Source organism: Actinomycetospora sp. NBC_00405, from assembly GCF_036044095.1.
Taxonomy (GTDB): Bacteria; Actinomycetota; Actinomycetes; order Mycobacteriales; family Pseudonocardiaceae; genus Actinomycetospora; species Actinomycetospora callitridis.
This window is the reverse complement of the sequence record NZ_CP107938.1, coordinates 5,133,860-5,158,631: the sequence shown is the minus strand read 5'-3', so window position 1 is coordinate 5,158,631 and position 24,772 is coordinate 5,133,860. Positions and strand designations below refer to the sequence as shown.

Sequence of the window (24,772 nt, the reverse complement as noted above, 5' to 3'; positions counted from 1 at the left end):
CTGCTTCTATGCGCGCGAACTCCCCGTTGATCACGCCGCTCGGGGCCCCGACGGGGCCACGTTCGGGGCTCCGCCTACCGTTTCCCCATGCCCGGTCTGCGCTCACTCGCCCCGGCCAAGCTCACCTGGTACGCCCGGCGGCTGCAGTCGATGGGCCCGCGCGAGGTCGCGGACCGCGCGCTGACGGTCGGCGCGACGGCCGCCCGCCGGGTCACCGGGGACCGCGAGCCCGACGACGCGACGCTGCTGGGGCGCGCCGACCCCGACTGGTCGGCACTGCTCGGCGACTTCCGGGCCGGCACCGGGCGCCCGGTCCTGCTCGACCGGGAGACCGCGGCCGCCGTCGCCGCCGCGCACCCCGAGGCGGTCAAGGAGCTGCTCGCGGCCGCCGACCGCGTCCTCGAGCACCGGTTCACGTTCTTCGCGCACCCCGAGGCCCACTACCCGGGCCCGATCGACTGGTCGTACGACCCGCTCTCGGGCGTGCACTGGCCCGACCTGCCGTCGCACGCGATCAACCACCGCGCCGGTCACGGCGACCCCAAGTGGATCTGGGAGCTCAACCGGCTCCAGCACCTCCCCTGGCTCGCCCAGGCCTGGCTCCTGACCGGCGACGAGCGCTACGGCACCGAGGCCCTCGACCAGCTCGACGCCTGGATCAGCGCCAACCCGCCCGGGCGCGGCATCGCGTGGCGCGGGGCGTTCGAGGTGGGCGTGCGGGCGATCTCGGTGCTCGTCGCGCTCCAGGGCCTCGCCGACCACCCGGCGCTGACCCCCGAGCGCTACGCGCGGGCGGTGCGGATGCTCGCCGCCGGCGCGCGGCGCTGCTGGCGTGACCGCTCGAAGCACAGCTCGGCGAACAACCACCTCGTCGGCGAGCTCGCCGGCCTCGCGTCGGTGGCGATCCTGCTGCCGGAGCTCGCCGCGTCGGCGCGCTGGGAGCGCGACGCCGTCGCCGCCCTCGCCGTCGAGGCCGACCGCCAGATCCTCCCCGACGGCGTGGGCGCCGAGCAGGCCGTCGGCTACCAGGTCTTCACCGCCGAGCTGCTCGCCGTCGTGGCGCTGCTGCGCCGCCTGCGGCCCGCGCACGTCCCGGCGCCGGCGGACGGGACGCTGCTCGCGGCACTCGGGCGGTCGGCGGCACACCTCGCCGACCTCGTCGGGACCGGCGACCCCACCCCGCGGACGGGTGACGACGACGAGGGCTTCGCGCTGCGCCTCGACCCGGCCCCGACCCGTGAGGTCCGCCCGCACCTCGCGCTCGCCGCCGCCCTCACCGGCCTCCCGGCCGCCCGCCGCGCGGGCACGACCGACCTCACCTCGGCGTGGGTCGCGACCCGCCTGGGCGCGGACTCCCGCGCCGACCTCGCCTGGGAGCCCGGGTCCGCGTACGCCCCCGACGGCGGGCTGGCGATCCTGCGCGCGGGGCGGCGCCGGGTGACCGTCGACGTCGGCCCGCTCGGCTACCTGGCGATCGCGGCCCACGGGCACGCCGACGCGCTGGCCGTCGGGCTCGCCGTCGACGGCCACGACCTCGTCGGCGACCCGGGCACCGGCAGCTACTTCGCCCACCCGGGGTGGCGCACCGCGCACCGCAGCACCCGCGCGCACGCCACGGTCGCCGTCGACGACGCCGACCAGTCGGTGATGGGCGGTCCGTTCCTCTGGACCGAGCACGCGACGGTCCGCGTGCACGGCGTCGACCTGCCCGCCGGTCGCGTCGACGCCGAGCACGACGGCTACCGGCGCCTGCCGACCCCGGTGACCCACCGCCGCGTCGTCGACGCCCCGCCGGACGACGACGTGGTGCTCGTGGTGGACGTCCTCACCGGTGACGGCGCTGCGGCGTGTCCCGCCCGCACCACCTGGCCGCTGCACCCGGACCTCGCGGTCGACGAGAGAGCCGACGACACCACCGACGGCACCACCGTCGTGGCCCACCGCGACGGCGAGCCGGTCCTCCGGATCGTCACCGCCGCGACGTCGCCGCTGACCGGCTGGCGCCTCTACGGGGGTGACGAGGGGGCCGGCGAGCTGGGCTGGTGGTCCGACCGCCTCGAGGCACGCCGGCCGTGCTGGTTCGTCGGCGCGCAGGTCGCCCCGGACGCCGGGCCCGTGATCGTCGCCACCCTCCTGGCCGCGGGGGCGGCCGGCGACGTCGACGAGCCGGCGATCGAGACCGGTGCCGACGGCACGGTCCGCGTGCGGTGGAGCGGCACCTCGGGCCCGCGGGAGACGGTCGTCGGTGCCCCCTGAGGGGCGCGGGGCACACCGCGGGATCCGGGAGCGTCCTCCCGGCCCCGATACGATGGGGTGCCACGTCCGTGCCGGGCGCGGCGCCGCGGGATCGTCCGGTCCCGGGGTCACGACGGCGATGACAGGTCCATGACGCAGCCTCCGGACAGCGACGGCCACCCCGAGCGGGGTCCCGAGCGCGACCCCGGCTCGCAGGACCCCGGCTCGCGTGACCACCGCTCGCGGGAGCACGCCGAGCCGGACATCGCCGAGGCGATGCCCGAGGCGACGTCGGATCCGCTCTCCGAGGGTGGCTCCACTCCCGAGGTGAACGAGCCCGACGAGCACAACCCGTCGCTCGACGGCCTCGGGGGCCGGCTGCGCCGGGGCGCCCAGTTCGCCGCGATCGCGCTGGTGTTCACCCAGCTCATCTCGTTGGGGCAGACCGTCGTCGTCGCCCGGCTGCTGACGCCGGCGGAGATCGGCATCTTCACGCTCGGCACCCTGCTCGCCAACTTCGCGGTGACCATCGCCGACGGCGGGATGCGGGCGGCGCTCATCCAGCGCGAGGAGGACGTCGAGAAGGCCACCGAGACGGCCTTCTGGGCGAGCCTGATCACCGGCGTGCTCATGTCCGGCGCCGCGCTCGCCGCGGCCCCGCTGCTGGGAATGTTCTTCTCCAGCGAGATGGTGGGCCTGGTCTGCGCGGCCACCTGCGGCACGCTGCTCATCCACTCGCTGGTCAACGTGCCCGAGGCGCTGCTGCAGAGGCGCTTCAACTTCAAGCGGCGCCTCATCGTCGACCCGCTGACCGCCGGCACGTTCGCGGTGGTCACCGTGGCCCTCGCGTTCGCGGGGTTCGGCGTCTGGGGCATGGTGATCGGCCTCTACGCCTCCCAGCTCGCGACGCTGATCTCGTGCTGGGTGATGTGCAAGTGGCGGCCCGGGAAGACCCGCCCGAGCTACCGGATCTGGCGCGAGCTGGCCGGGTTCTCGTTCCCGCTCATCGTCTCGAACCTCACCGACAAGTCCCGCGAGCTCGTCCAGTCGACCCTCATCGGGCGCGGTCTGGGCGAGGGCGGCGCCGGTCAGTACCGCTACGGCCGGCGCATCGGCGTGCTGCCCGGCACGGCGATCATCCAGGTCGCGTCGTACGTGCTGTTCCCCGCGTTCTCGCGCATCGCCTCCGACGCGAAGCGGTTCCACGACGGGTTCCTGCGCAGCCTGCGCGCCCTGTGGATCGCGACGATCCCCTTCTCCGCGGTGCTCATCGCGCTCGGCCAGCCGATGATCGTGGTCCTGCTGGGCGAGCAGTGGCGTCCCGCCGGCCTGTTCGTCGCGGCGATGGCGGGCTACGGGCCCGGCGCGGCCATGAGCGCGATCGGGATGGAGTCGATCAAGGGCGCGGGCAAGAGCCGGCGCATCCACATCCTCACCGGGCTCTCGGTCGTCCTCGGCGTCGGCGGCCTCGTCCTCCTGCTGCCGTACGGCCTGCTCGGCGTCGGCATCGCGGTCTCGATCGACGCGGCGGTCGGCGGGTTCGTCAGCCTCGTGCTCGCGCGCGACCTCGCGAACGTGACGTGGCGCGAGCTCCTGAGCCTGCTCATCCCGCCGACGATCGCGGCGGTCGTGGCCGGGGTGGCCGTCGGCTTCCTCGAGCAGACGGTGGTCAACGCCGACCAGCTGCCGATCCTGCTGGGCCTGCTCGCGCTCGCCGGCGAGACACTCCTGCTGCTCGGGATCTTCCTCGGGGTGCTGTTCCTCATCGCCCCGGCGTCCGTGCGCGAGGTCCTCGCCGCCGTCCGCCGCCGCGGGAAGTCCAAGGACGACGACACCGAGGGCGCCGAGGCCGCCGAGCCGGACGCCGAGGAGGCCATCGAGGGCTGGCGCCGCGACCTGCTCGACGCGCCCACCGTCGTCCTGCGCCTGCCGTTCATGGTCGACGACGTCACCGACCACGTCCCCGTCCGGCGTCCGGCCCCGCGTCCCGGCCCGCCGCCGCCCGTCCCGGTCGGGGCGCGGCCCCCCGGTGCCGCCGGGAACGGGGCTCCGAGCGCGCCTCCCCACGGCCCGCTCCTCGACGCCCCCACCACCACCCTGAGCGAGCCGGTGTCCCCGCTCGACGCCCCGACCACGGCCGTCGAGCCCGCGCCGGCCGCGCCGCCGGCGAACGGGAACGGGCGCGGGGACAGCCATGGGGGTCGCTCCCGGCGCCTCGTGTCGGTGGTGACCCGGCGCCAGGGCCGCAAGGACCCGCCGCAGAACGGGTCCTGACTACCTCGTGGTGGGAGCGAGGGACGCCTCACCTGCGTCCAGCGCAGCGATGGTGACCCTCGCTCCACCCACCCGGCGCGCCCACCCACCCGGCGCACCCACCCACCTGGCGCACCCACCCACCCGGCGCACCCACCCACCCGGCGCGCCCACCCACCCGCCGGCTCAGCACCCCGGCGGCGCGCCGCCGGTGCCGTCGGCGAACGGGCCCGCGCACGCCGCCCGGCGCGGGCTGCCCAGCGGACCCCCGCCCGGGGTCGCGGCGGTGCTGTTGTCGACGAGGTCGAGCATCCCGAACAGCTCCTGCATCTCCTCGGAGTCGATGTTCGGCAGCTCCCTCTCGGCGCCGGCCTGCACCGACAGCGAGTTCGTGCTCCGGCCGGAGGTGTCGTCGACGACGTAGGCGCCGTAGGTGCGCATCGCCTCGGCGATCTTGCGGACGTCGGGGTTGCGCAGGCCCGCGATGTCGGTGTCGGGCGGGACGGCCAGCAGCGACCCCATCCGCACGCCGTCCAGCGTCCCGCCGTACTGGTCCTCGAAGTACCCGTCGGCCTTCGTCGCGGGCCAGCGGAACCCACCGCCGGCGGTGCTGCAGGTCCGCTTGCAGTTCAGGCTGATCTTCAGCGCATGACGGATGGGCGCCGCGCCGGACACCTCGCCGACCCGGACGCTGCCCCCGAGCCCCGAGAGCCCGGACCCGCCGTGGCACCCGGGCAGGCCGGTCGAGGTCAGCGACACCTCGGGCCACCCGAACTCGAACGACGGGTCGCCGCCCGCCTCGAGCTTCAGGGGCTGGCCCTGCACCACGGTGCGTCGCGAGCCGTCGTCGACGAGGAACGTCGAGCAGTGGTTCCACGACCCGTCGGCGGTGAGCTCCGGGTCGGTGTGCACCCGGACGTCGCGGCCGTCGGCGTCGAGGGTCTTCACGGGGAAGGCGGGGTCGACGGAGATGTCCTCGATGTCGAGATAGATGCGGTCGGCGCCGCTGTCGAAGGGCACGAAGCGCGCCGACTCCGCCAGGGGCAGGTTCCACGGGGAGTCCCAGGAGAACGGCTGCTGGTAGAGGTCGCGCACGGGTCCGGTCTCCGCGGCGAGCGCCGTCGACGACGCGGGCGCGAGCAGGGGGCCACCGAGGACCCCGAGCACGGCGACCAGGGCGGTCGTCAGGAGCCGCGCGCCCCTCACGGCGCCGTCACCCGGAGGCCGTCCATCGTCAGGGCGACCGTGCCCTCGGAGTTCGAGCCGCGGTAGATGCCCTGCTTGAGGTAGTTCTCGCCGTCGACCATCGTCGCCCGGTTGGTGCGCTGCACCGTCTGCTTGCCGTTCTCCCAGGCCTCGACGAAGCCGGAGCCGGCGTTCCGGGAGAACTTCACGTGCAGGACGTAGTCGACCCACTGGCCGCGGCGGATCGGGCCGATCGTGCGGCGCGGCGCCGACTTCACGCCGTCACCGCCGATGTCCACGGAGCCCCGGCTGAGGTCGATCGCGAGCGGCGGCGACCCCGACGAGCTGTGCCACTGCAGGATGATGAAGTAGCGGCCCGAGACGTCGGGCATGTTCTCCGGGTACTGCACGGACCACTCGTAGAAGCGCTCGTCGCCCTCGTGCACGAGGGCACCCGCCGCGCTCGACTGGACCTCGCTGCGCTCGCCGCCCCCGAAGTTCGGCACGTCGCCCGGACGCACCGTGAACCGCGCCGCGTGCTGCCCCTGCCGCGCGCCGGGCGCGTCGACGATCGCCATGTTCGCGTTGCCGCGCCCGATGGACGAGCAGCGCCCGTTGACCAGCTTCGACTGGCAGACCTGCCACTGGCTGAAGTCGCCGGTCTCCCAGTCGCCGGTGAAGAGCGAGCGGCGACCGACCGGCACCGCGCCGCGGGTGCTGTCCATCGCAGCGCCCCCGAGGGTGGCGTCCTGGTCCACCTCGACGTCCACGCCGAGCCCGCCGAGCCCGGCGTCCACGTCGACCTCGGGCGACGGGGTGCTCGAGTCGGTCGGGGGCGTCGACGCGGACGGGCTGCTCGAGGTCGATGGGGTGCTGGAGGTCGACGGGGTGCTCGAGGCCGACGGGGTGCTCGAGTCGGTGGGAGGCGTCGGCTCCTCGGCCCAGCCGCTCGCCGCATCGGTCGCGGAGACGGCGAGGGCGAGGGCGACGGCGGCCACCACCCGGCCGGTCCGCCGCGCACCCGTCCGGGCGCCCCGGACGACCTGCCGCGCACCCCTCCCGCCGTCGTGCCGCGACGTGCTGCTGCCGCCGGTGCCGATCCCTGCCACGAGTACCCCTCCAGACCGTCGACCGTCGAACGCCTGCCGCTTAGCGCGACCGGACTAGTCATGGCGTCCGTTCGTCGTATCTAGACGACCACTCGTCGCTGCCGACCACAATTACACGGGCTGATGAGGCCTGAGTGCACGATGGGACTGCTGTGACTTCAGTGAACCATGGGTAGAACGTCCCGTTCTCCACGTTCGGGGCCCGGCCGTCACCGGAACGGGGAAACCGGGGCGAATGCGTAGGCCCCCGGGCGGCCGAACGGGCGACCGGGGGGCGGCGGTAGCGTTTACCGGGTGACCACCAGCTCCGACGGCGGCGGCCCGGACCGCGCTGCGGGCTCGTACCTACCGGACGGCCCGCCGGCGTTCAGCTTCCTCACGACCGCCTACAAGGCGGCGGACACCCTCGGCCGCACGATCGACGCCGTGCTCGCGCAGACGCGGGGCGACTGGGAGCTCGTCGTCGTCGACAACGGCAACGACGACATGGTCGCCGCCGTCGTCGAGGCCCACCTGGACGATCCCCGCGTGCACCTCGTCCGGCAGGAGAACAAGGGGGCGGTGGGCGGCGTCCGCGCGGCCGCGGAGCACGCCACGGGCCGCTACCTCGTCGTGCTCAACGCCGACGACGCCGTCACGCCCGACTTCTGCGCGCGCACCGGCGAGGTGCTCGACGCCGACCCGGGGGTCGCGGCGGTCACCTGCGACGCCGTGCAGTTCGTCGACCCCGGCCAGCAGCTGCTGGCGCGCACCTACCTGCAGACGGCGGGCCTCGCGGAGGCGCCCGAGGGCGCGGTGCGCCTCGGGGTGGCCGACATCATCGACGGCCCCTGCCCGTACTACAGCGCGCCGATCCGCCGCGAGGTCTGGGACGCGCTCGGCGGGATGGGGCACGACACCGACGCGCCGGTGGTGCACGACCTCGAGTTCTGGCTGCGCGCGATCCTCGCCGGCCACGACGTGCGGCTCATCGGCGACCGCCTGGGCCTCTTCCGCCTCGAGCGGGGCTCGGAGAGCCGCCCGCTGGACCCGGAGGCCACCGAGGAGTTCGAGCGCCAGCGCGAGCTCGTGCTGCGGCGCGCCGCGGACGCCGCCGCCGACCCCGACGCGCGCGAGGCGCTCGACCGCGTCCTGCGGCGCCTGACCTACCAGCAGGCCATCCGGCGGGCGCGGGTCGCGTTCTCGCAGGGTGACGCCGCGGCGGCGCGCCGACACGTCGGGGAGGCCCACGCGCAGCGGCCGTCCGCCCGCACGGGCGCTCTGGTGGTCGCCCTGAGGGTGGCCCCCGGCGCGCTGTCGGCGGTCCACCCGCTCAAGCGCGGGCTGCAGGCGCGCGTCGCCCGCCTGCGCGCGCGCGACTGGCGGGCGCGCTGGTCGCGTCGGCGGACGGTGCGATGAGGATCCTGGTCCTGGCCTCACGCCGGATCGAGTCGCGGCAGAGCGGCTACGACCTGCGCGTCGCGAACCTCTGCGCCCACCTCCCCGGTGAGGCCCACCTCGCCGTGATCCCGCTGGAGGAGGACCGGGAGTCCGGTCCGACCGGGCTCGCGGTGGACCCGCTCTTCGCGTCGGTCGAGGTGCTCGCGGCGTTCCCGCCGGGACGCGAGCGCCCCCGCCGCTACCTGCGCCTGTCCAACGACCACTACATGCGGCTCTCCCGGCCCGGCCGGTTCGCTGCAGCCCGCGACCGGCTGCGCGAGATCGTCGCCGAGCGTGGGATCACCCACGTCGTCGTCTTCGGCGTCGCGCTCGCCGAGCTCGCCGCCACGCTCGAGGGCGTGACCACGGTGCTCGACGTGTGCGACAGCGGGGTCCTCACCGCCGAGCGCGCCCTCGCCGGCAGCACGCAGCCGTCCGCGGGCCTGCAGCGCTGGAAGGACCGGCTCGCCCTGCGCCGCAAGAAGGTCACCGAGTCGCGGCTACCCGACCAGTTCGACGTCGTCGCCACGATCAGCCTCCCGGACACCCGGGCCATCGAGCGGCTGCGGCGCGGGCGGCGGGCATCGATCGCGACGGTGCCCAACGGCGTCGACGAGGCCTTCCTGACCCCGCTCCCCCGGCCCGGCGACCGCCACGGCGTCGTGTTCTGGGGCAACCTCGGGTTCGCACCCAACCGCGACGCCCTCTGGTTCTTCGTGCACGAGGTCTGGGCGCCCCACCTGCGCGACGAGGGCGTCGAGCTGTGCATCGTCGGGCCCAACGCCCCGTCGTGGCTGGCGGAGATCGCCGCCCAGGATCCCCTCGTCGTCCTCACCGGTTACGTCGAGGACCTTCGCAGTGCGGTGGCGCCCTACCCGGTGATGATCAACCCGATGCGCACGGGCAGCGGCCTGAAGAACAAGGTGCTCGAGGCGTTCGGCCTCGGGATCGCCGTCGTCTCCACCCCCCTCGGCGTGGAGGCGCTGCCCGAGGTCCGCGACGGGGTGCACCTGCGCACCGCCGAGGCGCCCGACGCCTTCGCCGACGCGGTGCGCGAGGTGCTCAAGGACCCCGAGCACGCCCGGGCGCTGCGCGAGGACGCCCACCGGCTGGTGGACGAGCACTACCGCTGGGAGGCGGTCGGGCGCCAGTGGGCCGGGCTCTTCGCGGCCACCACGAGCCCGGCCTGACCCCTCACCGCGCGGGCGGCACCACCCGCACGGTCGGGTCGACGATCACCCACCGGCCGCCGCCGGCCTCGACCTCGGGCATCCGGCGGCGCATCTCGGCGAGCATGTCGGTGACGAAGAGCACGACCTCGTCGGGGCGACGCTCGGCGACCGCCTCCGGCGCCACGATCGGCACGCCCACCCCGGGCAGGCGGCGGCCCTGCTTGCCGGGCGAGGCGTCGGCCACCGCCGGGAGCAGGTCCGGCCCGATCCCGGCGCGGTTGAGCAGCGGCACCGCGCGCGACGCCGCCGCGTAGCCCATGACCGCGCGCCCGGCGTCGCGGGAGCCCTCGAGGTGGGTGCGCAGCTCCTCGGCGCTGCGCCGGGCCGCGTCCTCGAGACCCGCCACGACGGCCGGGTCGGTGACGCCGAGGGCCGCCTCGCGCTCGACGAGCGACTGCACCGAGGCGTCGTCGCGCGTGCCGTCCGCGCCCCGGCGCCGGGCGGCCAGCAGCACCGTGCCGCCGTAGAGGTCGAACAGGAACCCGTGGGTGACGTCGAAGCCGAGCTCGTCGAGCATCCGCGCCAGCACCGGCGTCGCGTAGTAGGCGAAGTGCCCGTGGCGCAGGGCGTTCCAGCCGCCGTCGGCCACGATCGCGGCCAGCGTGTGGAACTGCAGCAGCAGCACACCGCCCGGCGCGGTCGCGGCGGCGCGCTCGCGCAGGCCCGCGCGCTGGTCCGCGGCGTGCATGAGCCCGAAGCAGTCGATGACGACGTCGGCCGGGCCGTCCTGCGCCGTCGCCTCCTTGAGACCGGTGGCCGCGAGCAGGTCGAGCCAGGAGCCGCCGTGCGGGCTGCCGAACTCGGTGACGGTGCCGCCACCCACCGGCAGGAGCCCGGCCGACTCGACGCGCGCGACGGCGTCGCGGGCCTGGGCGACCAGCGCGTCCGGCTCGGCGCCGCGCGGCTCCTCCGGGGTCGTCGGGTCCTCGGCGAGCTGCGCGAGCCCACACGTCGCGCACAGCCACATCCGCAGGGGGTGCACGGCGTCCGGGCCCGGGTCGTCGAGGGCCGGGAAGTCGTCGGACGCCGGCTGGTCGCCGAGGTCGAGCACGACCGTGCCGTCGGCGCCGGAGCACCAGCGGCAGGTGAGGGTGGCAGCGAACGTTCCGGGGTGGTCCACGGCGGGATCCTCTCGGAGGTCGTCGGGGGCGGGATGGGAGGGTCGGCGGGTGGAGGTTCGCACGGCAGGCATCGACGGCGTCCGGGTGTTCGTCCCGACGCCCCACCGCGACGACCGGGGGCTGTTCACCCGTACGTTCGACACCGCGATCGCCGCGGAGCACGGCATCGACCTCGGGCCGGCGGCCCAGGACAGCCAGTCGCGCTCCCGCTACGGCACGGTGCGCGGCATGCACGGGCGACGGGGCGCCGGCGAGGCCAAGCTGGTGCGCGCGGCGCACGGCGCGGTGCTCGACGTCCTCGTCGACGCCCGGCCCGGGTCGTCGACGTTCGGGCGGGTGGAGACGTTCCGGCTCGACGACGAGGACTTCTGGCACCTCTACGTGCCTCCGGGACTCCTGCACGGGTTCCAGGCCCTCACCGAGGTCGCGGACGTCTGCTACCGCATCGACCGTCCGCACGCCCCCGGCGAGGACCTGGCCGTCGCGCACGACGACCCCGATCTGGCGATCGCGTGGCCGGAGCCCGTCACCGCGATCTCGGAGCGCGACCGCACCGCCGGCTCCTGGGCCGACCTGCGCGGCCTGCTGCGCGCCTAGGGGTCAGGAGGGGCGCAGGGAGCCGTCGAGGGTGCCGGCGGCCTGGCGGTCCTTCAGGACCGCGAGGCGGGTGAAGCGCTTGTCGAAGGCCTCCTGCGTGAGCCCGCGGGCGCGGTACTCGCGGATGAGCTCCTCGGCGCCGTCGGCCACCGACCACTCGGCGCGGAAGTCCGGCAGGAACTTGCCGATCTTCGCGAAGTCGACCCGGTAGGAGCGCGGGTCGCCACCGGTCTCGCCGGTGATCACCAGCTCGGCCTCGGGCACCGCGACCTTCACGGCGTCGGCGATGTCGCGGACCTGCACGTTGTTCTCGGTCGACCCCACGTTGAACGCCTGCGCGCGCACGACGTCGGCCGGCGCGGCGAGGGCCGCGACCACGGCGCCGCCGATGTCGCGGGCGTGCGCCAGCGGCCGCCAGGGCGTGCCGTCGCTCATCACGAGGATGCGGTTCGACAGCAGGGCGTGGCCGACGAGGTTGTTGAGCACGATGTCGGCGCGCAGCCGCGGGGAGAAGCCGAACGCCGTGGCGTTGCGCATCGACACCGGCACGAAGTCGTCGTCGGCCATGTCGACGAGGTCGGCCTCGACGCGCACCTTCGACTCGGCGTAGGGGGTCACCGGCCTCATCGGCGCCTCCTCGTCGAGGACGTCCTCGGTGCCCGATGCGCCGTAGACCGAGCAGGTGGAGGCGTAGACGAAGCGCGAGACGCCGGCGTCCTTCGCCAGGCGGGCGAGGCGCGTCGAGGCGTGGTGGTTGATGTCGTACGTGTGCTCGGGCGCGAGCGCCCCCAGCGGGTCGTTCGACAGCGCGGCGAGGTGCACGACGGCGTCGAACCCGCGCAGCTGCTCGGCCGTGACGTCGCGCAGGTCGACGGCCAGCGCCGGCGGCTCGGGAGCCGGGAGCTCGCCGAGGACGCAGTCGGCGTAGAGGCCGGAGTCGAGCCCGGTGACCTCGTGCCCCGCCTCGGTGAGCATCGGGGCCATCAGCGTCCCGAGGTAGCCCTGGTGACCGGTGAGCAGCACGCGCATGGCGGGCGTCCTTCCTTCGTGCACTGATCCTGGCTGAGAGCGTCAGCGTGACGGTACGGGGGGCCCGAGCAGCGCCCGCGTCAGGTGGAAGCCCTCCGCGTAGCGCACCCCGGCCTGCACCCCGCGGATGCGGGCGAGGCCCGAGAAGGCCTCGTCGTCGAACCAGGCGCGGGAGACCTGGGACGGGTAGTGCTCGTGGAGCAGGCGGCTCTTCTCCGCGACGACCTCGGGCTCCAGGGGCCACAGCAGGGGCGGCTGGGCGAGGTCGGGCTCGGCTTTGAGGATCTCGTAGCCCAGCGCCAGGTGGTCGCGGAACACCGTCGGGACGAGACGGGCGAGGCCCCGGTGGTCCTGGTGGTCGTCGTCCCGGTGCCCGGCGAGCACGAGGTCGGGCTCGCAGGTCCGGCGGAACTCCTCGAGCGCCTCCTTGGCCCACTGCCAGTGGTGGGGCAGGCGGCCGTCGGGCATGTCCCGCACGGTGACCGCGAGGTCCGCGCCGGGGCAGAAGGCCGCCAGCGCGGCGCGCTCCTCGTCCTCCCGTGGCGTCCCGCCGCCGGAGAGCACCAGGGCGCGGACGCGCAAGGGCCGGGCGGCGCCCAGATTCTGATGAGCACGGCAGAGCGTGAGGATCGTCCCGCCCGCGCCGAGCGGGATGTCGTCGCAGTGCGCGGCGAGCAGGACCAGCTCGTCGAGCACCTCGGGGATCAGCGTGCGCATGCCTCAGCGGCCGAGGGCCTCGTCGACGAGGCCCTCCAGCGGCGTGCGCTCGGGCTCGCGCTCCCACACCATCCAGGGGCGCGTGCCGGCCCGGTAGGCGGCCTCGAGGGCGTTGCGCTCCTTGAGGGTGTCCGCGGGCTGCCAGAAGCCGTCGTAGGTGTAGGAGAGCAGGCGGCCCTCCTTCGCCAGGCTCGTGCACGCGTCGCCGACGAGGTCCCCGTTCTCGGGGATGTAGTCGATCGCCTCCGGACGCAGGGCGAAGTAGCCCCCGTTCTCCCGGATCCGCATGTCGGTGACCGGGTAGATCGAGTTCACCCGGTCGCTCGGGTCGACGTCCACGATGTGGAAGACGGCCTGCGGGGGCACGGCGAGCAGCGAGGCCGCGGCGTCCGAGCCCCGGAACGTCTCGATCATGTCGTCGATCGGGGCGTCGGTGAGCACGTCCGCGTAGTTGGCGAGGAAGATCTCCTCGTCCTCGACGAGGTGACGCACCCGACGCAGACGCTCGCCGATCGGCGACTCCAGCCCGGTGTGGACGAAGTGGATCGTCCAGTCGGCGATGTCGGAGCCCTGCAGCTCGACCTCGCCCTCGCGGAGCACGAAGTCGTTCGACTCGGTCTCGCGGTAGTCGAGGAAGTAGTCCTTGACGTGGTGGGCCCCGTACCCCAGGCACAGGATGAACTCCTTGTGCCCGAAGTGCGCGTAGTAGCGCATCACGTGCCAGATGAGCGGGCGCGGCCCGACCATCTGCATGGGCTTGGGTGCGTCGGAGTCCCCGTTGCGCATCCGCATGCCGTAGCCACCGCAGAAGAGAACGACCTTCACGGTCGCAGCACCTTGCCAGACCCGGGTTCGACCACCTGCAGCGAGGGGATCGGGAAGACGAGCGACCCGCCCCAGTCGGCCACGTGCGCGAGCTGCGCGGTGATCTCCTCCCGCAGGTTCCACGGGAGGACCAGCACGTAGTCGGGCCGGTCGGCGTCGATCCGCTCGGGCTCGTGGATCGGGATCCGCGTGCCCGGGGTGTAGCGCCCGTGCTTGTAGGGGTTCCGGTCGACCGTGTACGCCAGCAGGTCGGGGCGGATCCCGCAGTAGTTCAGCAGGGTGTTGCCCTTGCCCGGCGCGCCGTAGCCCACGACGGTCTTCCCGGCGTCGGCGGCGTCGACCAGGAAGCGCATGAGGTCGTTGCGGATCCGCGAGACCTCGCGGGCGAACCCGGCGTGGCCCTCGACGGTGTCCAGGCCGGCCGCGGTCTCCTCGGCGAGCACGTCGGCGACGGCCTGCGACGGCCCCTGGCCGACCTCGGTGGGCCGCGCCCAGCACCGGATCGACCCGCCGTGGGTGGGCACGAGCTCGACGTCGACGAGCTCCAGGCCGCCCGAGCGCAGCGCCTTCTGCGCCGTGCCGAGCGTGTAGTACTGGAAGTGCTCGTGATAGATCGTGTCGAACTGGCGGTACCGCATCAGCGTGAGCAGGTGCTGCACCTCGATCGACACCCACCCGTCGTCGGCCACCATGGCCCGCAGGCCCTGGGTGAAGCCCACGAGGTCGGGGATGTGCGCGTAGACGTTGTTGGCGACGACGAGCGCCGCCGGCCCGTTCTCCGCGCGGACCGCCGCGCCGGTCTCCGGCGACAGGAACGCCGTCAGCGTGGGCACGCCCTTGTCGCGGGCGGCCTGCCCGACGTTGGCGCTCGGCTCGACGCCCAGCGCCCGCATGCCGTCGGCGACGACGTGCTGGAGCAGGTAGCCGTCGTTGCTCGCGGCCTCGACCACGAGCGAGTCGGGTCCGAGCCCGGCGCGCTCGGTCGCCGCGGTGACGAAGCGGCGGGCGTGGTCCACCCACGACGTCGAGAACGACGAGAAGTACGCGTACTCCGTGAACGTCTCGTCGGGGTCGATCAGCGGGGGCAGCTGCACGAGCAGGCACGACGCGCAGACCCGGGGGTGCAGAGGGAACGTCTGCTCCGGCGCCTCGAGGGCGTCCGACGTGAGGAAGAGCTCGCACGGCGGGGTGGCGCCGAGGTCGACGAAGCTCGTCAGGTCGGGCGAGCCGCAGAGCCGGCAGGTGATCTTGTTGTCCACTCGGTCCATCTCAGTAGGCGCCGTCGCCGCGGAACACCGCGGAGACCGTCTTCCACATGATCACCAGGTCCATGGCCGGTGACCAGTTCTCCACGTACCGCAGGTCCAGGCGGACCGACTCCTCCCACGAGAGGTCGGAACGGCCGCTGACCTGCCACAGCCCGGTCATGCCGGGGCGGACGAGGAACTTGCGCTTGGCGGCGTCGGTGTAGACCTCGATCTCGCCGGGGAGCGGCGGGCGGGGTCCGACCAGCGACATCGAGCCGCCGATGACGTTGAACAGCTGGGGCAGCTCGTCGAGCGAGTAGCGCCGCAGGAGCTGGCCGATCCGGGTGACGCGCGGGTCCTTGCGCAGCTTGAACAGCGGCCCGGACCCGTCGTTGGTGCCGGCGACGAGGTCCTCGCGGAGCTTGTCGGCGTCCGGGACCATCGACCGGAACTTGATCATCTGGAAGGTCTTGCCGCGCTGGCCGACGCGGGTCTGCCGGTAGAACACCGGCCCGCCGTCGAGCTTCACGACGAACGCGATGACCGCGAACACCGGCGCCAGCAGCAGGAGGATCGCCGTGGTGGTGACGCGGTCGAACATCAGCTTGAACACCCGCGGCACGCCCGAGAGGCGCGGCTCGGTGAGGCGCAGCAACGGGAGGCCGTCGACGGGCGCGACGTGCAGGCGCGGCCCGGCGACCTCCATGAGGCCCGGGTCGACGACGAGCTCGGAGCCGGTGCCCTCGAGGTCCCACGCCAGACGGTGGAGGCGCTTGGGGCTCCAGCCCGGCGTCGGGGCGACGGCGACGACGCCGTAGCGCCCGCTGCCGACGCTGGTGGAGAGGTCGTCGAGGTCCCCGATGACCGGCACGCCGGCCACGTGGCCCTGTCCCTCCTCGCCGAGACCGGTCGGCGTGCAGGCCGCGATGACGACCCAGCCCATGTGCGGCACGCGCCGGGTGCGCTCCACCAGGTCGCGCACCGACTGCTCGGTGCCCACGGCGAGGACGGGGAGCATCCCGCGACCGCGCTTGCGCGCCTGGTGCAGCCAGCGCCGCAGCATGTAGCGCCCGGCCATCGCCAGCAGGCCGGCGACGGGCAGGACGCCGAACACCCAGGGCCGCACGCCGAGGCGCTCGATCGCGAGGCCGCCGAGGCCCAGCACGATCGCCGCCGAGACGAAGGCGCGGATGAGACGGCTCCACTCCTCGGCGCCCTGGCCGAGCGTGCGCGGGTCCCAGGCCCGGCAGGCGACGATCGCCAGGGTGACGAGCACGCCCGCCGCCCCGCCGAGGACCCACGGGTCGGAGCTCTGCGGCCCGACGCCCTCACCGAAGCCGATGAACGCGCCGAGCACGACGCAGATCGCGAGCGTGGCGAGGTCGGAGACGGCCACGGCGAGCGCGAACTTCAGCTGCCAGCTCGTGGCCACCGCGACGCTGCCGGGCTGCTCCGGGCCCTCGTCCTCCCAGATGCGCACGAAGCCCGGCGCCGTCGGCGCGGGCTCGACGAAGACGCCTGGCTCGATCCCGGTGTCGATGGCCGAGGACATCGGGTCGTCGATCCTGGGGTCGATCCTGCCGCCGATCCCGCGCGTGATCCCGGTCTCGGCCGGGGTCCCGGTCGAGGCGTCGAGGGGCACGCCGGCCGGACCGTCCGCCTGGGACGACCCCGCCTGCTCCTCGATCCGTGCTTGTCCGTGCTTCACGTCGCCCCCGTCGGTCGTACGCGTGGGCGGACCCACCCGTAGCACCTCGTCGGCCATGGACACCTTTCCGCTCGACGTATGACGCCCAGGGCCGCGGTGAGGTTGCGTGGCCGCTCACCCGAATTTCCGTCGAGCCGCCGGCACCTCACCGTGGTGCCGTCCGGATCAACGAATCGCCACCGGCGCGGTCACGCCGATGTCGCCCAGGATTGGACCGGGCGGGGCACGGCCACGGTCGAGAACCCCGCCTCGAGTACGCGCCGCCACCGTGCCGGGCATCGTGCCGCACGCCCGGAGCAATACGGCGGCGCAGGTGGCCCTGATGGAGCGCCGGTGGTCCCGTCCGGACGCGTCTGGTGACGAGGGACACCTCGACGTGGGAGGCGTCGTCCCCGGGGGGCGATGCCACTGGACCCACAGGGGCCTCACTCTCGCGATCGGTAGCGTGTCGTGCACAGGGCTGCCGACACATGACTGATGAACGACCGAGGAGACGCCGTGCCGACCACCGACGCCGCATCCCGCGGCGCCCGCCGGCGAACTCGCTCCCGACAGGCGGTCCTGCTACTGGTCCTGGCGGCCCTCGTCCTCGGCGGGGCCACGACGCCGGCGCTGGCATCGTCCCCCTCGCCGTCCGGCGGCCAGGCGACGTGGGCGATGCCCGACGAGGGCGACATCCTCGACGCGTTCAGCCGCAACGACTACGACGAGCAGGACGGCTCGCCGCAGGTGGCCACTTCACCGGACGACCCCGGCCGCCAGTCCCTGCTGTTCTCGCTGGACGGTGGCGACCTGCGCTCGGAGGTGCGACCGCGCACCCCCGACGTCCGTGAGGGCAACGTCACGTTCTACACGTACGCAGCCCGCCTCGCCGACGACTTCCCGGTGGACGCCGACCGGTACCAGATCCTGCTGCAGTGGCACCACTACGGCGACAGTGGCTCGCCGCCGATCGCGCTGGAGGTTCGCGGGGGGCGGCTCCAGGTGTCCGCCGAGGGCGAGGACCTGCAGGACCTCGGGCCGATCCGCTCGGGCGAACGGGTCGACGTCACCATGCGCATCGCGTTCTCGCAGGACCCCGACCGCAGCCGGGTCGACGTCTGGCGCGACGGCCGTCAGGTGCTGCGCGGCTACCAGCCACCGGACGGGACGCTGCTGGACGCGGGCAACTACCTGAAGACCGGGCTGTACCGCAGCTCCTCGCTCGACGACGGCGCGCGCCTGTGGCTGGAGGACCTGCGCGTCGGCCCGACAATCGAGTCGGTGCGCTCACCGGGCTCGGCGTCGACGGCGATCCCCGAGGCCGACACAGCGCCGGCGTCGGGTGCGGAAACGTCCAGCGCCACCATGCTGATCTGGATCGCGACCGGCCTGCTCGTGCTCGTCGTCGTGCTTGGGGCCGTCGTGGCCCGCGGCCGGCGGCGGGTCCACCGTTGGTGAGAGCGGCAACTCGGGGCGTGCGACCATGGACGGCGCCGCCCGCGCGGCGCGATCCGCCGTGGTGTAAGGGCAACACCTCGGATTTTGGTTCCGATGATCCAGGTTCGAATCCTGGCGGCGGAGCAGCGACTCACGGGGGCCCTCTCGTCCGGTCGGCCGATCGGCGTGCGGTGTCGAGCAGAAACGATGCCGTCGCGTCAGGGTCAACCCGGGGGTGAGCGCACCGCGGACGCGCTGCGTGTCCCCCTTCGCTACGCTGCGCTGGTGCCCCGCTCCCCACGTCGGTACGTCGGACCGACGACCGCTCTCGCGGGTGGTGTGTCCCCGGGCCGGTGCCGTCCTCCGACACCCGGCACCGGAGAAGTGACCCCTCCGACCGCATGAGCGGCCCCGAGCAGCCCGGCACGGCGGACAAGACCGCCGAGGCGACGGCACAGCCGTCGGTCGACAAGCTCTCGAAGACCCTGCAGCGCGGGGCGAAGATCTCCGCGATCGTCCTGGTCGTCACGCAGTCGATCTCGCTGATCCAGACGCTGGCGGTCGCCCGCCTGCTCAGCCCGGCCGAGGTCGGCGCCTTCACCGCCGGGTCGATCCTCGTCAACTTCCTCGTGACGTTCTCCGAGGGCGGCCTGCGGGCCGCGCTCATCCAGCGCGAGAAGGACCTGGAGGACGCGGCGGACACCGTGTTCTGGGTGACGCTGGTCAACGGCATCGTGATGTCCGGCATCGCGTTCGCCGTCTCCCCGCTGATCGGGGCCTTCTTCGGCGGGGACGTGGCCGGCGCGGTCTGCGCCGCCACCGCCGCGGTGCTGGCCATCCACGCGCTGACCAACGTGCCCGACGGCCTCATGCAGCGGCGCTTCAACTTCAAGCGCCGGATGATCGTCAACCCGTCGACGGCGGTGACGTTCGCGGCCACCGCGATCGCGCTCTCCGCGCTCGACTTCGGCGTATGGGGCCTCGTGATCGCCCTGTACGCCTCGCAGGTGGTCACCCTGGTGCTCACCTGGTGGCTCGCCGGCTGGTGGCCGGGCCGTGGCCACTTCAGCTTCACGATCTGGCGGGAGATGGCGCGGTTCGCCCTCCCCCTCATCGCCAGCGAGTTCGCCCAGAAGGGCCGCGAGTTCGCCGAGGCGGGCCTCACCGGCCGCGTCCTCGGCGAGGCCTCGCTGGGCATGTACCGCTACGGGCGGCGCATCGCGGCCCTGCCCGGCACGGCGATCATCCAGATCGCCTCCTACGTGCTCTTCCCGGCGTTCTCGCGCATCGCCAAGGACGCGGGCCGGCTCCGCCGGGGCTTCCTGCGGGCGATGACGGCGCTGTGGGTCACGTCGCTGCCCGCCGGGGCGCTGCTCGTCGCGATCGGCGAACCCCTGGTGGTCATCGCGCTGGGCGAGCAGTGGCGCGGCGCGGGCCTCGTGCTCATGGGCATGGCCGGCTACGGGCCCGGGATGGCGCTCGGCTCGATCGGCAAGGAGTCCATCAAGGGCACCGGCCGCAGCCGCTTGCTCAACTGGGTCACCGGCACCAGCCTCGTCGTCAGCATCACCGCCCTGGTGATCCTGCTGCCGACCCTCGGGCTGCTCGGCGTGGGCATGGCCGCCTCGGCCGAGGCGCTCTGCGCGGGCACGCTGGCGATCGTCATCGGCATGCGGGTCGCCGGCGTCCGCGGCCGGGACGCCCTCAAGGTCCTGCTCCCGGTGCTGGTCGCCGGGGTCGCCGCGATGGGCGCGACCTTCGTCCTCGAGAACGGCTTCTTCCGCTCCGACGGGCGCCCGGTCGTCATCGGGCTCGGCCTGCTGCTGGTCGACGTCCTCGTCTTCCTGGGCATCTACCTGGGCCTGCTGCGCATCCTCTCCCCCTCGGTGAGCCGCGAGCTCGCCGCCGGGGTGCGGTCGGCGCTGCGGCGTCCCAAGCGCCGGACGGGGTCCGACGCCGCCGTCCCGGAGGCGGAGCCGGAGGTCGTGCCGACCGCGGCCGTCCCGACCACCGTCGGCACGCCGACCGAAGCGATCCCGTCGCGTCCGGCCTCGCCCGGGTGGAACGCGCTCGACGCCCCCACCGTGCTCATCGCCTCCGGCGAGGGCGTCGAGACCGCACCGCCATGGGCCGTCGCGGTCACCGAGCGCCTCTACACGGCGCCCGCGCCGCCCTCCGGAACGTCCCCCGCGAACGGCCACACGAACGGCCACACGAACGGCCACACCAACGGCCACACCAACGGCCACACCAACGGCCATTCCAACGGGCGCGTCAACCGGCACAGCCCCCACGCCCCTGCCTCGGCGCCACCCGGACGCGGCCGCCGCGCGGTGCCCATCCGGGTCGTGCGCCGCCATCCCGACGACGGCTGAGGCCGGTGCCCCCGACCTACCCGGCCGGGGCCGCGCGATACGGTCGGTGGCACCGGCCGACGCGGGCCGGGAACGGCCACGGCGGGGAGCACATGAGGGCACTGATCACCGGAGTCGCCGGTTTCGTCGGGAGCACGCTCGCCGAGCGGCTACTCGCCGGCGGTGCCGAGGTCGTCGGTGTCGATGTGCTGTCCGACTACTACGACCCCATCCGCAAACGCGCGAATCTCGCGGCCTTCGAGGACCGGGCAGGCTTCTCGTTCGCGCAGGACGACCTCAACGCGGTGGACCTCAACTCCGTGCTCGACGGCGTCGACGTCGTCTTCCACCAGGCGGGCCAGCCCGGTGTCCGCAAATCCTGGGGCCGCGACTTCGACGTCTACGTGGACGCCAATGTCCGGGCCACCCAGCGCCTGCTCGAGGCGTGCGTCGAGCATCCCACGGTGTCGCGCGTGGTCTACGCATCGTCGTCCTCGGTGTACGGCGAGGCCGAGCGGTATCCGACGTCCGAGGACGACGTGCCCCGCCCGGTCAGCCCCTACGGCGTGACGAAGCTGGCGGCCGAGCACCTGTGCTCGCTCTACGCCGCGAACCTCGGCGTCCCCACTGTGTCGCTGCGCTACTTCACCGTCTACGGCCCGCGCCAGCGCCCCGACATGGCGTTCCACCGCTTCGTGCGCGCCGCGGTGAACGACGAGCCGATCACCGTCTACGGGTCGGGAGACCAGATCCGCGACTTCACCTACGTCGACGACGTGGTCGAGGCGAACGTCCTCGCCGCGACGCGACCGGTGCCCCCCGGTGCGGTCCTCAACGTCGCCGGCGGGACGAGCACCTCGGTGAACGAGGTGCTTGAGGAGCTCACCGCGATCGTCGGGCACGCGCTGCGCGTCGAGCGGCACGGTAAGGCACTGGGCGACGTCTCGCGCACCGGCGGCGCGACCGATCGCATCCGGGACACGCTCGGCTGGGCCCCGCGAGTGTCGCTGGCGGAGGGCCTGCGCGCCGAGTACGCCTTCTTCGCGCGGGAGCTCGCGGGTGGGTCCACCGGGGAACCGGTGGGGCGCTGATCAGGTGCGCTGGAGGTCCCGCCGACGCAGCGTCCAGCCCAGAGGGGCCGCGAGAAGGTGCAGCGCCCGGGCCCGCGTACTGCGCAGGGCGCGCTGCTGGTCGCGGAACGAGGAGCCCTCGTGCCACGCGAAACGGGAGTAGTTGGCCGCGGCACGGAGGAACGTCTTCGGGGCGTGGCGGAACCAGTCAAGGTCCTCGTCAAGCACGATCCGGTCGCGCAGGGCGTAGGCGGGCGCCCGGCGAGCCACCTTCGCCCCGCTCTCTCGGGTGATCGAGTCCTCGCCGACGTGGTAGGTGCGCAGCACCTCGTTGACGAACCGGGTGCGGTAGCGCCGGGAGATCCGGTTCCAGATGATCGATTCCGGCACGTTCGGCTGCCCGGCCATCTCCGGCGCCGGGAACTGGCGACGCGCGGTCGTGGTGTGAAAGCCCCACTTCTCGCCGGTCACGCGGTACCGGTAGCGGATCTCCAACGCGTCGGAGTCGGTGGGGTCGAACGGGAAGCGTGACCCGACGATCTCGCCGTGCTGATCGTCACACAGCGCCGTGACCCCCGAGAATCCGGCGCGCTGCGACTCCGGGATACCGGCCCAGTGCGCCGCGAAGCGCTCGAGCGCCTCGGGCCGGCACTCGTCGTCGGAGTCCAGCGGCAGGAACAGCTCCCCGTGCGCCTCGCGGGCGCCGAGGTTCGCGGCCTTGTGCTTGCCGCCGTGGTCCTGGACCAGGTAGCGGATCGGGAAGTCCGCCTCGGCGGCCCACCCCGCCACGAGCTCGGCGGTGCCATCGGTGGAGCCGTCGTCGACGATGAGCCACTCGAAGTCACGCAGGGTCTGCGCCTGCAGGCTCGCGTAGACCCGCGGCAGCGTGTGCGCGCGGTTGTAGGAGGCGGTGAACACCGTGAACTGCGGTCCGGGGAGCGGGGCCACGACACGAGGCTAGCGGGCAGAACGGACGGCCCCCGCCCGGGTCCGGACCCCCGGGGCCGGGTCGCTCGGACGTGGAACGCCACTCGCTCTACCCTTTCGGCCCATGCGCCCGGACCGGACCGCCTCGAGGTTCACCCGCACGCCCGTCCATGTACTCGGCGGGTACGAAGCAGGGCTGGCTGTCGTCGGCTCACTCGGCCGAGCGGGTGTCCCCGTCGTCTCGGTCGTCACCACGCCCCGGGAGACGACGCGGCACTCGCGGCGGGTCGCCGCCAGCGTGACCGTGCCCGACCCCGCCGACCGGACCCTCGAGTACGTCGAGGCGCTGCTGCGCCTGGCCGACGAGTACGGGCCGGGCCTGATCGTGCCGACCACCGACGAGAGCCTGGAGGCGGTCGCCGCCCACCACGACGCGCTCTCCGCGCGGCACACGGTCGCCTGCGCGACCGACCGCGTCGCCCAGGGCTTCCTCGACAAGCGCATCACCTCCGAGATCGCCGACCGCGCCGGCGTCGAGGCGCCGCGCACGGCGTCGCCGACCTCGCCCGAGGAGCTCGAGGCGCTGGTCGGGCACCTGCGCTTCCCGTGCCTGGTCAAGCCGGCCGAGAGCTACCGCTACAACCGCGCCTTCGGCGTGAAGATGAAGCGGGTGCACACCCCCGACGAGCTGCGCACCGCGTGGGGCGAGGCGCACGCGCTCGCCATCGGCACGATGGTCCAGGAACTCATCCCGGGCCCGGAGACCGGCGGGGTCAACTACAACGTCTACGTCGTCGACGGCGAGCCGCGCGTCGAGATGACGTCGCGCAAACTGCGCCTCTCGCCGTCCGACTTCGGCTACCCCTGCGCCGTCGTCAGCGGCCGCGTGCCCGAGGTGGTCGAGGCGGGCCGCGCGATCGTCGCCGCGATGGGGATCGAGGGCTTCGCGAACGTCGAGTTCAAGCAGGACGAGCGCAACGGCCGCTACTACCTCATGGAGGTCAACGGCCGCCCGAACATGTCGGGCCGCCTGGCCGTCCGCGCGGGTGTCGACTTCCCGCTGCTGACCTACCGCCACCTCGTCGACGGGGTGCTGCCGACGCAGACCCCGTGGCGCGAGGGCGTGCACTGGGTCAACGAGTTCAAGGACCCCCGCGTCCTCGCCACGCGCTGGCGCGAGGGCCGGCTCGCCCCGCTCGGCGGCCTGCGGCCCTACGTGTCCTCGCGGGTGCTCGCCACGTTCGACGCGTCCGACCCCCGCCCGTTCCTGGCCCGCCTGGGCTCCGGGATCACGCCGGACAAGACGTCCGCGGCGCCGGAGCGCGCCTCCCGCTAGCTGTACTGACCGGACAGGTTGGTCAAGCGGGTGATCGGGGCTTGCCTGTCGATGGCGCTGTGGGGCCGGTGGTGGTTGTACTCGTGTAGCCAGCCGGGTAGGGCCTTCCGTCGCTGGGTTTCGCTGAGATAGAGGCGTCGGAAGGCCCAGCCGGCGGTCATGGTGCGGTGGAAGCGTTCGATCTTCCCGTTGGTCTGTGGCCGGTAGGGCCGGGTCCGCTTCGGAGTGATCCCGAGTTCGCGGCAGGCGTCGCGCCAGGCGTACGACTTGTAGGCCGAGCCGTTGTCGGACAGGACCCGCTCGACGACCACGCCGCGGGCGGCGAACCAGGCCACCGCCCGATCCAGCACCCCGATGGCGGTCAGGGCCTTCTCGTCGTCGTGGATCTCGGCGTAGGCCACCCGGGAGTGGTCATCGAGCACGGTGTGCACGAACCCGGTGCCCATCATCGGGTTGTGGTGACGGTTGCGGGGCTTGCCCGGGGTCGCCGCCCGGTTCTTGTTGCCGGCCTGGCGACCGTGGAAGCGCCATCCACCCTGGTCGGGGATGTTGCCGAGCTTCTTCACATCGACGTGGATCAGTGAGCCGGGGTGGGGGTGCTCGTAGCGGCGTACCGGTTCTCCGGTGGCCCGGTCGACCTGGTTGAGCCGGCTGATCCCGCAGCGGCGCAGCACCAGGTGCACCGTGGAGGCCGCCAGCCCGAGCCGGGCGGCGATCTCGAGCTGCCCGAGGCGCTGCTTCCAGCGCAGGTGCACGATCTTGCGCACCACCGGCTGCGGGGTCAGCCGCGGCATCCGATGCGGGCGCGAAGACCGGTCGGCCATGCCGGGCGCACCGAGCTCGAGGTAGCGATCCCGCCAGCGCTTCGCGGTCGGCCAGGACACCTGGAACCGCTCGGCGGCCCTCGCGATCGGCCAGCCGTCCTCGACGATCAGACGCGCCAGCTTCAATCGAGCTCGCGGAGTCAGCGCAGCGTTAGCGTGGGTCAC

Annotated in this window: 19 protein-coding genes and 1 tRNA gene; 10 read left to right on the top strand and 10 right to left on the bottom strand. The window is 73.7% G+C overall.

Annotated elements, in window-relative coordinates; genetic code table 11:
- Positions 1-87: 87 nt before the first annotated feature.
- On the top strand, positions 88-2,256 hold the full coding sequence (locus OG774_RS25480) for a heparinase II/III family protein (RefSeq protein WP_328305115.1): 2,169 nt from the start codon (positions 88-90) through the stop codon (positions 2,254-2,256).
- Between the two features lie 129 nt (positions 2,257-2,385).
- Positions 2,386-4,509, top strand: a complete 2,124-nt coding sequence (locus OG774_RS25475; protein WP_328305114.1) for a lipopolysaccharide biosynthesis protein — start codon at positions 2,386-2,388, stop codon at positions 4,507-4,509.
- Between the two features lie 165 nt (positions 4,510-4,674).
- Here OG774_RS25475 and OG774_RS25470 read toward each other — a convergent pair whose 3' ends face one another.
- Entirely contained in the window at positions 4,675-5,694 is a 1,020-nt protein-coding gene (locus tag OG774_RS25470; protein ID WP_328305113.1) for a hypothetical protein, read from the bottom strand.
- Positions 5,691-6,782 carry a polysaccharide lyase gene (locus OG774_RS25465; protein ID WP_328305112.1) on the bottom strand — a complete coding sequence of 364 codons (1,092 nt, stop codon included), beginning with the start codon at positions 6,780-6,782 and terminating at the stop codon, positions 5,691-5,693. The genes OG774_RS25470 and OG774_RS25465 overlap by 4 nt, the downstream gene beginning before the upstream one ends.
- A gap of 294 nt (positions 6,783-7,076) precedes the next feature.
- Here OG774_RS25465 and OG774_RS25460 point away from each other — a divergent pair, with 294 nt between their 5' ends.
- Both OG774_RS25460 and OG774_RS25455 read left to right on the top strand, forming a co-directional pair.
- The gene (locus tag OG774_RS25460) at positions 7,077-8,180 is read left to right on the top strand and encodes a glycosyltransferase family A protein (protein ID WP_328305111.1); all 1,104 of its coding nucleotides are present in this window, start codon (positions 7,077-7,079) and stop codon (positions 8,178-8,180) included.
- The gene (locus OG774_RS25455; protein ID WP_328305110.1) at positions 8,177-9,391 is read left to right on the top strand and encodes a glycosyltransferase; all 1,215 of its coding nucleotides are present in this window, start codon (positions 8,177-8,179) and stop codon (positions 9,389-9,391) included. The genes OG774_RS25460 and OG774_RS25455 overlap by 4 nt, the downstream gene beginning before the upstream one ends.
- A gap of 4 nt (positions 9,392-9,395) precedes the next feature.
- Here the strand turns inward: OG774_RS25455 and OG774_RS25450 are convergent, their stop codons facing one another.
- Positions 9,396-10,553: a class I SAM-dependent methyltransferase gene (locus OG774_RS25450; RefSeq protein ID WP_328305109.1), complete on the bottom strand. Its 1,158-nt coding sequence runs from the start codon at positions 10,551-10,553 to the stop codon at positions 9,396-9,398.
- Between the two features lie 49 nt (positions 10,554-10,602).
- On the opposite strand from OG774_RS25450, the gene OG774_RS25445 reads away from it, so the two are divergent.
- A complete protein-coding gene (locus OG774_RS25445; protein ID WP_328305108.1) occupies positions 10,603-11,151 on the top strand; it encodes a dTDP-4-dehydrorhamnose 3,5-epimerase family protein in 549 nt (182 codons plus the stop codon).
- A gap of 3 nt (positions 11,152-11,154) precedes the next feature.
- Here OG774_RS25445 and OG774_RS25440 read toward each other — a convergent pair whose 3' ends face one another.
- From OG774_RS25440 to OG774_RS25420, 5 genes are read right to left on the bottom strand one after another with little or no spacing between them, the layout of a single operon-like run.
- A complete protein-coding gene (locus tag OG774_RS25440) occupies positions 11,155-12,180 on the bottom strand; it encodes an NAD-dependent epimerase/dehydratase family protein (RefSeq protein WP_328305107.1) in 1,026 nt (341 codons plus the stop codon).
- Positions 12,181-12,222: 42 nt separating this feature from the next.
- Positions 12,223-12,897 carry a PIG-L deacetylase family protein gene (locus tag OG774_RS25435; protein ID WP_328305106.1) on the bottom strand — a complete coding sequence of 225 codons (675 nt, stop codon included), beginning with the start codon at positions 12,895-12,897 and terminating at the stop codon, positions 12,223-12,225.
- Positions 12,898-12,900: 3 nt separating this feature from the next.
- Positions 12,901-13,722: a glucose-1-phosphate cytidylyltransferase gene (locus tag OG774_RS25430; protein WP_328305105.1), complete on the bottom strand. Its 822-nt coding sequence runs from the start codon at positions 13,720-13,722 to the stop codon at positions 12,901-12,903.
- Entirely contained in the window at positions 13,719-14,981 is a 1,263-nt protein-coding gene (locus OG774_RS25425) for a class I SAM-dependent methyltransferase (RefSeq protein ID WP_328305104.1), read from the bottom strand. The genes OG774_RS25430 and OG774_RS25425 overlap by 4 nt, the downstream gene beginning before the upstream one ends.
- Before the next feature lie 10 nt (positions 14,982-14,991).
- Entirely contained in the window at positions 14,992-16,734 is a 1,743-nt protein-coding gene (locus OG774_RS25420; protein WP_328305103.1) for a sugar transferase, read from the bottom strand.
- Between the two features lie 441 nt (positions 16,735-17,175).
- On the opposite strand from OG774_RS25420, the gene OG774_RS25415 reads away from it, so the two are divergent.
- The 4 genes from OG774_RS25415 (at position 17,176) to OG774_RS25400 (ending at position 21,541) form a co-directional block, all read left to right on the top strand.
- Positions 17,176-18,117: a polysaccharide lyase gene (locus tag OG774_RS25415; protein WP_328305102.1), complete on the top strand. Its 942-nt coding sequence runs from the start codon at positions 17,176-17,178 to the stop codon at positions 18,115-18,117.
- Positions 18,118-18,169: 52 nt separating this feature from the next.
- Positions 18,170-18,240: transfer RNA gene (locus tag OG774_RS25410), tRNA-Gln, on the top strand.
- A gap of 257 nt (positions 18,241-18,497) precedes the next feature.
- The gene (locus tag OG774_RS25405; protein WP_328305101.1) at positions 18,498-20,471 is read left to right on the top strand and encodes a lipopolysaccharide biosynthesis protein; all 1,974 of its coding nucleotides are present in this window, start codon (positions 18,498-18,500) and stop codon (positions 20,469-20,471) included.
- A gap of 92 nt (positions 20,472-20,563) precedes the next feature.
- The gene (locus OG774_RS25400) at positions 20,564-21,541 is read left to right on the top strand and encodes an NAD-dependent epimerase/dehydratase family protein (RefSeq protein WP_328305100.1); all 978 of its coding nucleotides are present in this window, start codon (positions 20,564-20,566) and stop codon (positions 21,539-21,541) included.
- On the opposite strand, the gene OG774_RS25395 is transcribed toward OG774_RS25400, so the two are convergent.
- Positions 21,542-22,468, bottom strand: a complete 927-nt coding sequence (locus tag OG774_RS25395; RefSeq protein WP_328305099.1) for a glycosyltransferase family A protein — start codon at positions 22,466-22,468, stop codon at positions 21,542-21,544. It lies immediately after the preceding gene.
- A 277-nt stretch (positions 22,469-22,745) separates the two neighbouring features.
- On the opposite strand from OG774_RS25395, the gene OG774_RS25390 reads away from it, so the two are divergent.
- Positions 22,746-23,783, top strand: coding sequence for a carboxylate--amine ligase (locus tag OG774_RS25390; RefSeq protein ID WP_328305098.1), 1,038 nt, complete (start codon positions 22,746-22,748; stop codon positions 23,781-23,783).
- Here OG774_RS25390 and OG774_RS25385 read toward each other — a convergent pair.
- Positions 23,780-24,772 (bottom strand): IS481 family transposase, encoded by a 993-nt coding sequence (locus OG774_RS25385; RefSeq protein WP_328305097.1) that lies wholly within the window; start codon positions 24,770-24,772, stop codon positions 23,780-23,782. The genes OG774_RS25390 and OG774_RS25385 overlap by 4 nt on opposite strands.

Coding starts and splice junctions, on each gene's coding strand:
- OG774_RS25435 (WP_328305106.1), bottom strand. CDS start 12,897: ATGCGCACGCTGATCCCCGAGGTGCTCGACGAGCTGGTCCTGCTCGCC.
- OG774_RS25475 (WP_328305114.1), top strand. CDS start 2,386: ATGACGCAGCCTCCGGACAGCGACGGCCACCCCGAGCGGGGTCCCGAG.
- OG774_RS25440 (WP_328305107.1), bottom strand. CDS start 12,180: ATGCGCGTGCTGCTCACCGGTCACCAGGGCTACCTCGGGACGCTGATG.
- OG774_RS25480 (WP_328305115.1), top strand. CDS start 88: ATGCCCGGTCTGCGCTCACTCGCCCCGGCCAAGCTCACCTGGTACGCC.
- OG774_RS25455 (WP_328305110.1), top strand. CDS start 8,177: ATGAGGATCCTGGTCCTGGCCTCACGCCGGATCGAGTCGCGGCAGAGC.
- OG774_RS25400 (WP_328305100.1), top strand. CDS start 20,564: ATGAGGGCACTGATCACCGGAGTCGCCGGTTTCGTCGGGAGCACGCTC.
- OG774_RS25420 (WP_328305103.1), bottom strand. CDS start 16,734: ATGGCCGACGAGGTGCTACGGGTGGGTCCGCCCACGCGTACGACCGAC.
- OG774_RS25405 (WP_328305101.1), top strand. CDS start 18,498: ATGAGCGGCCCCGAGCAGCCCGGCACGGCGGACAAGACCGCCGAGGCG.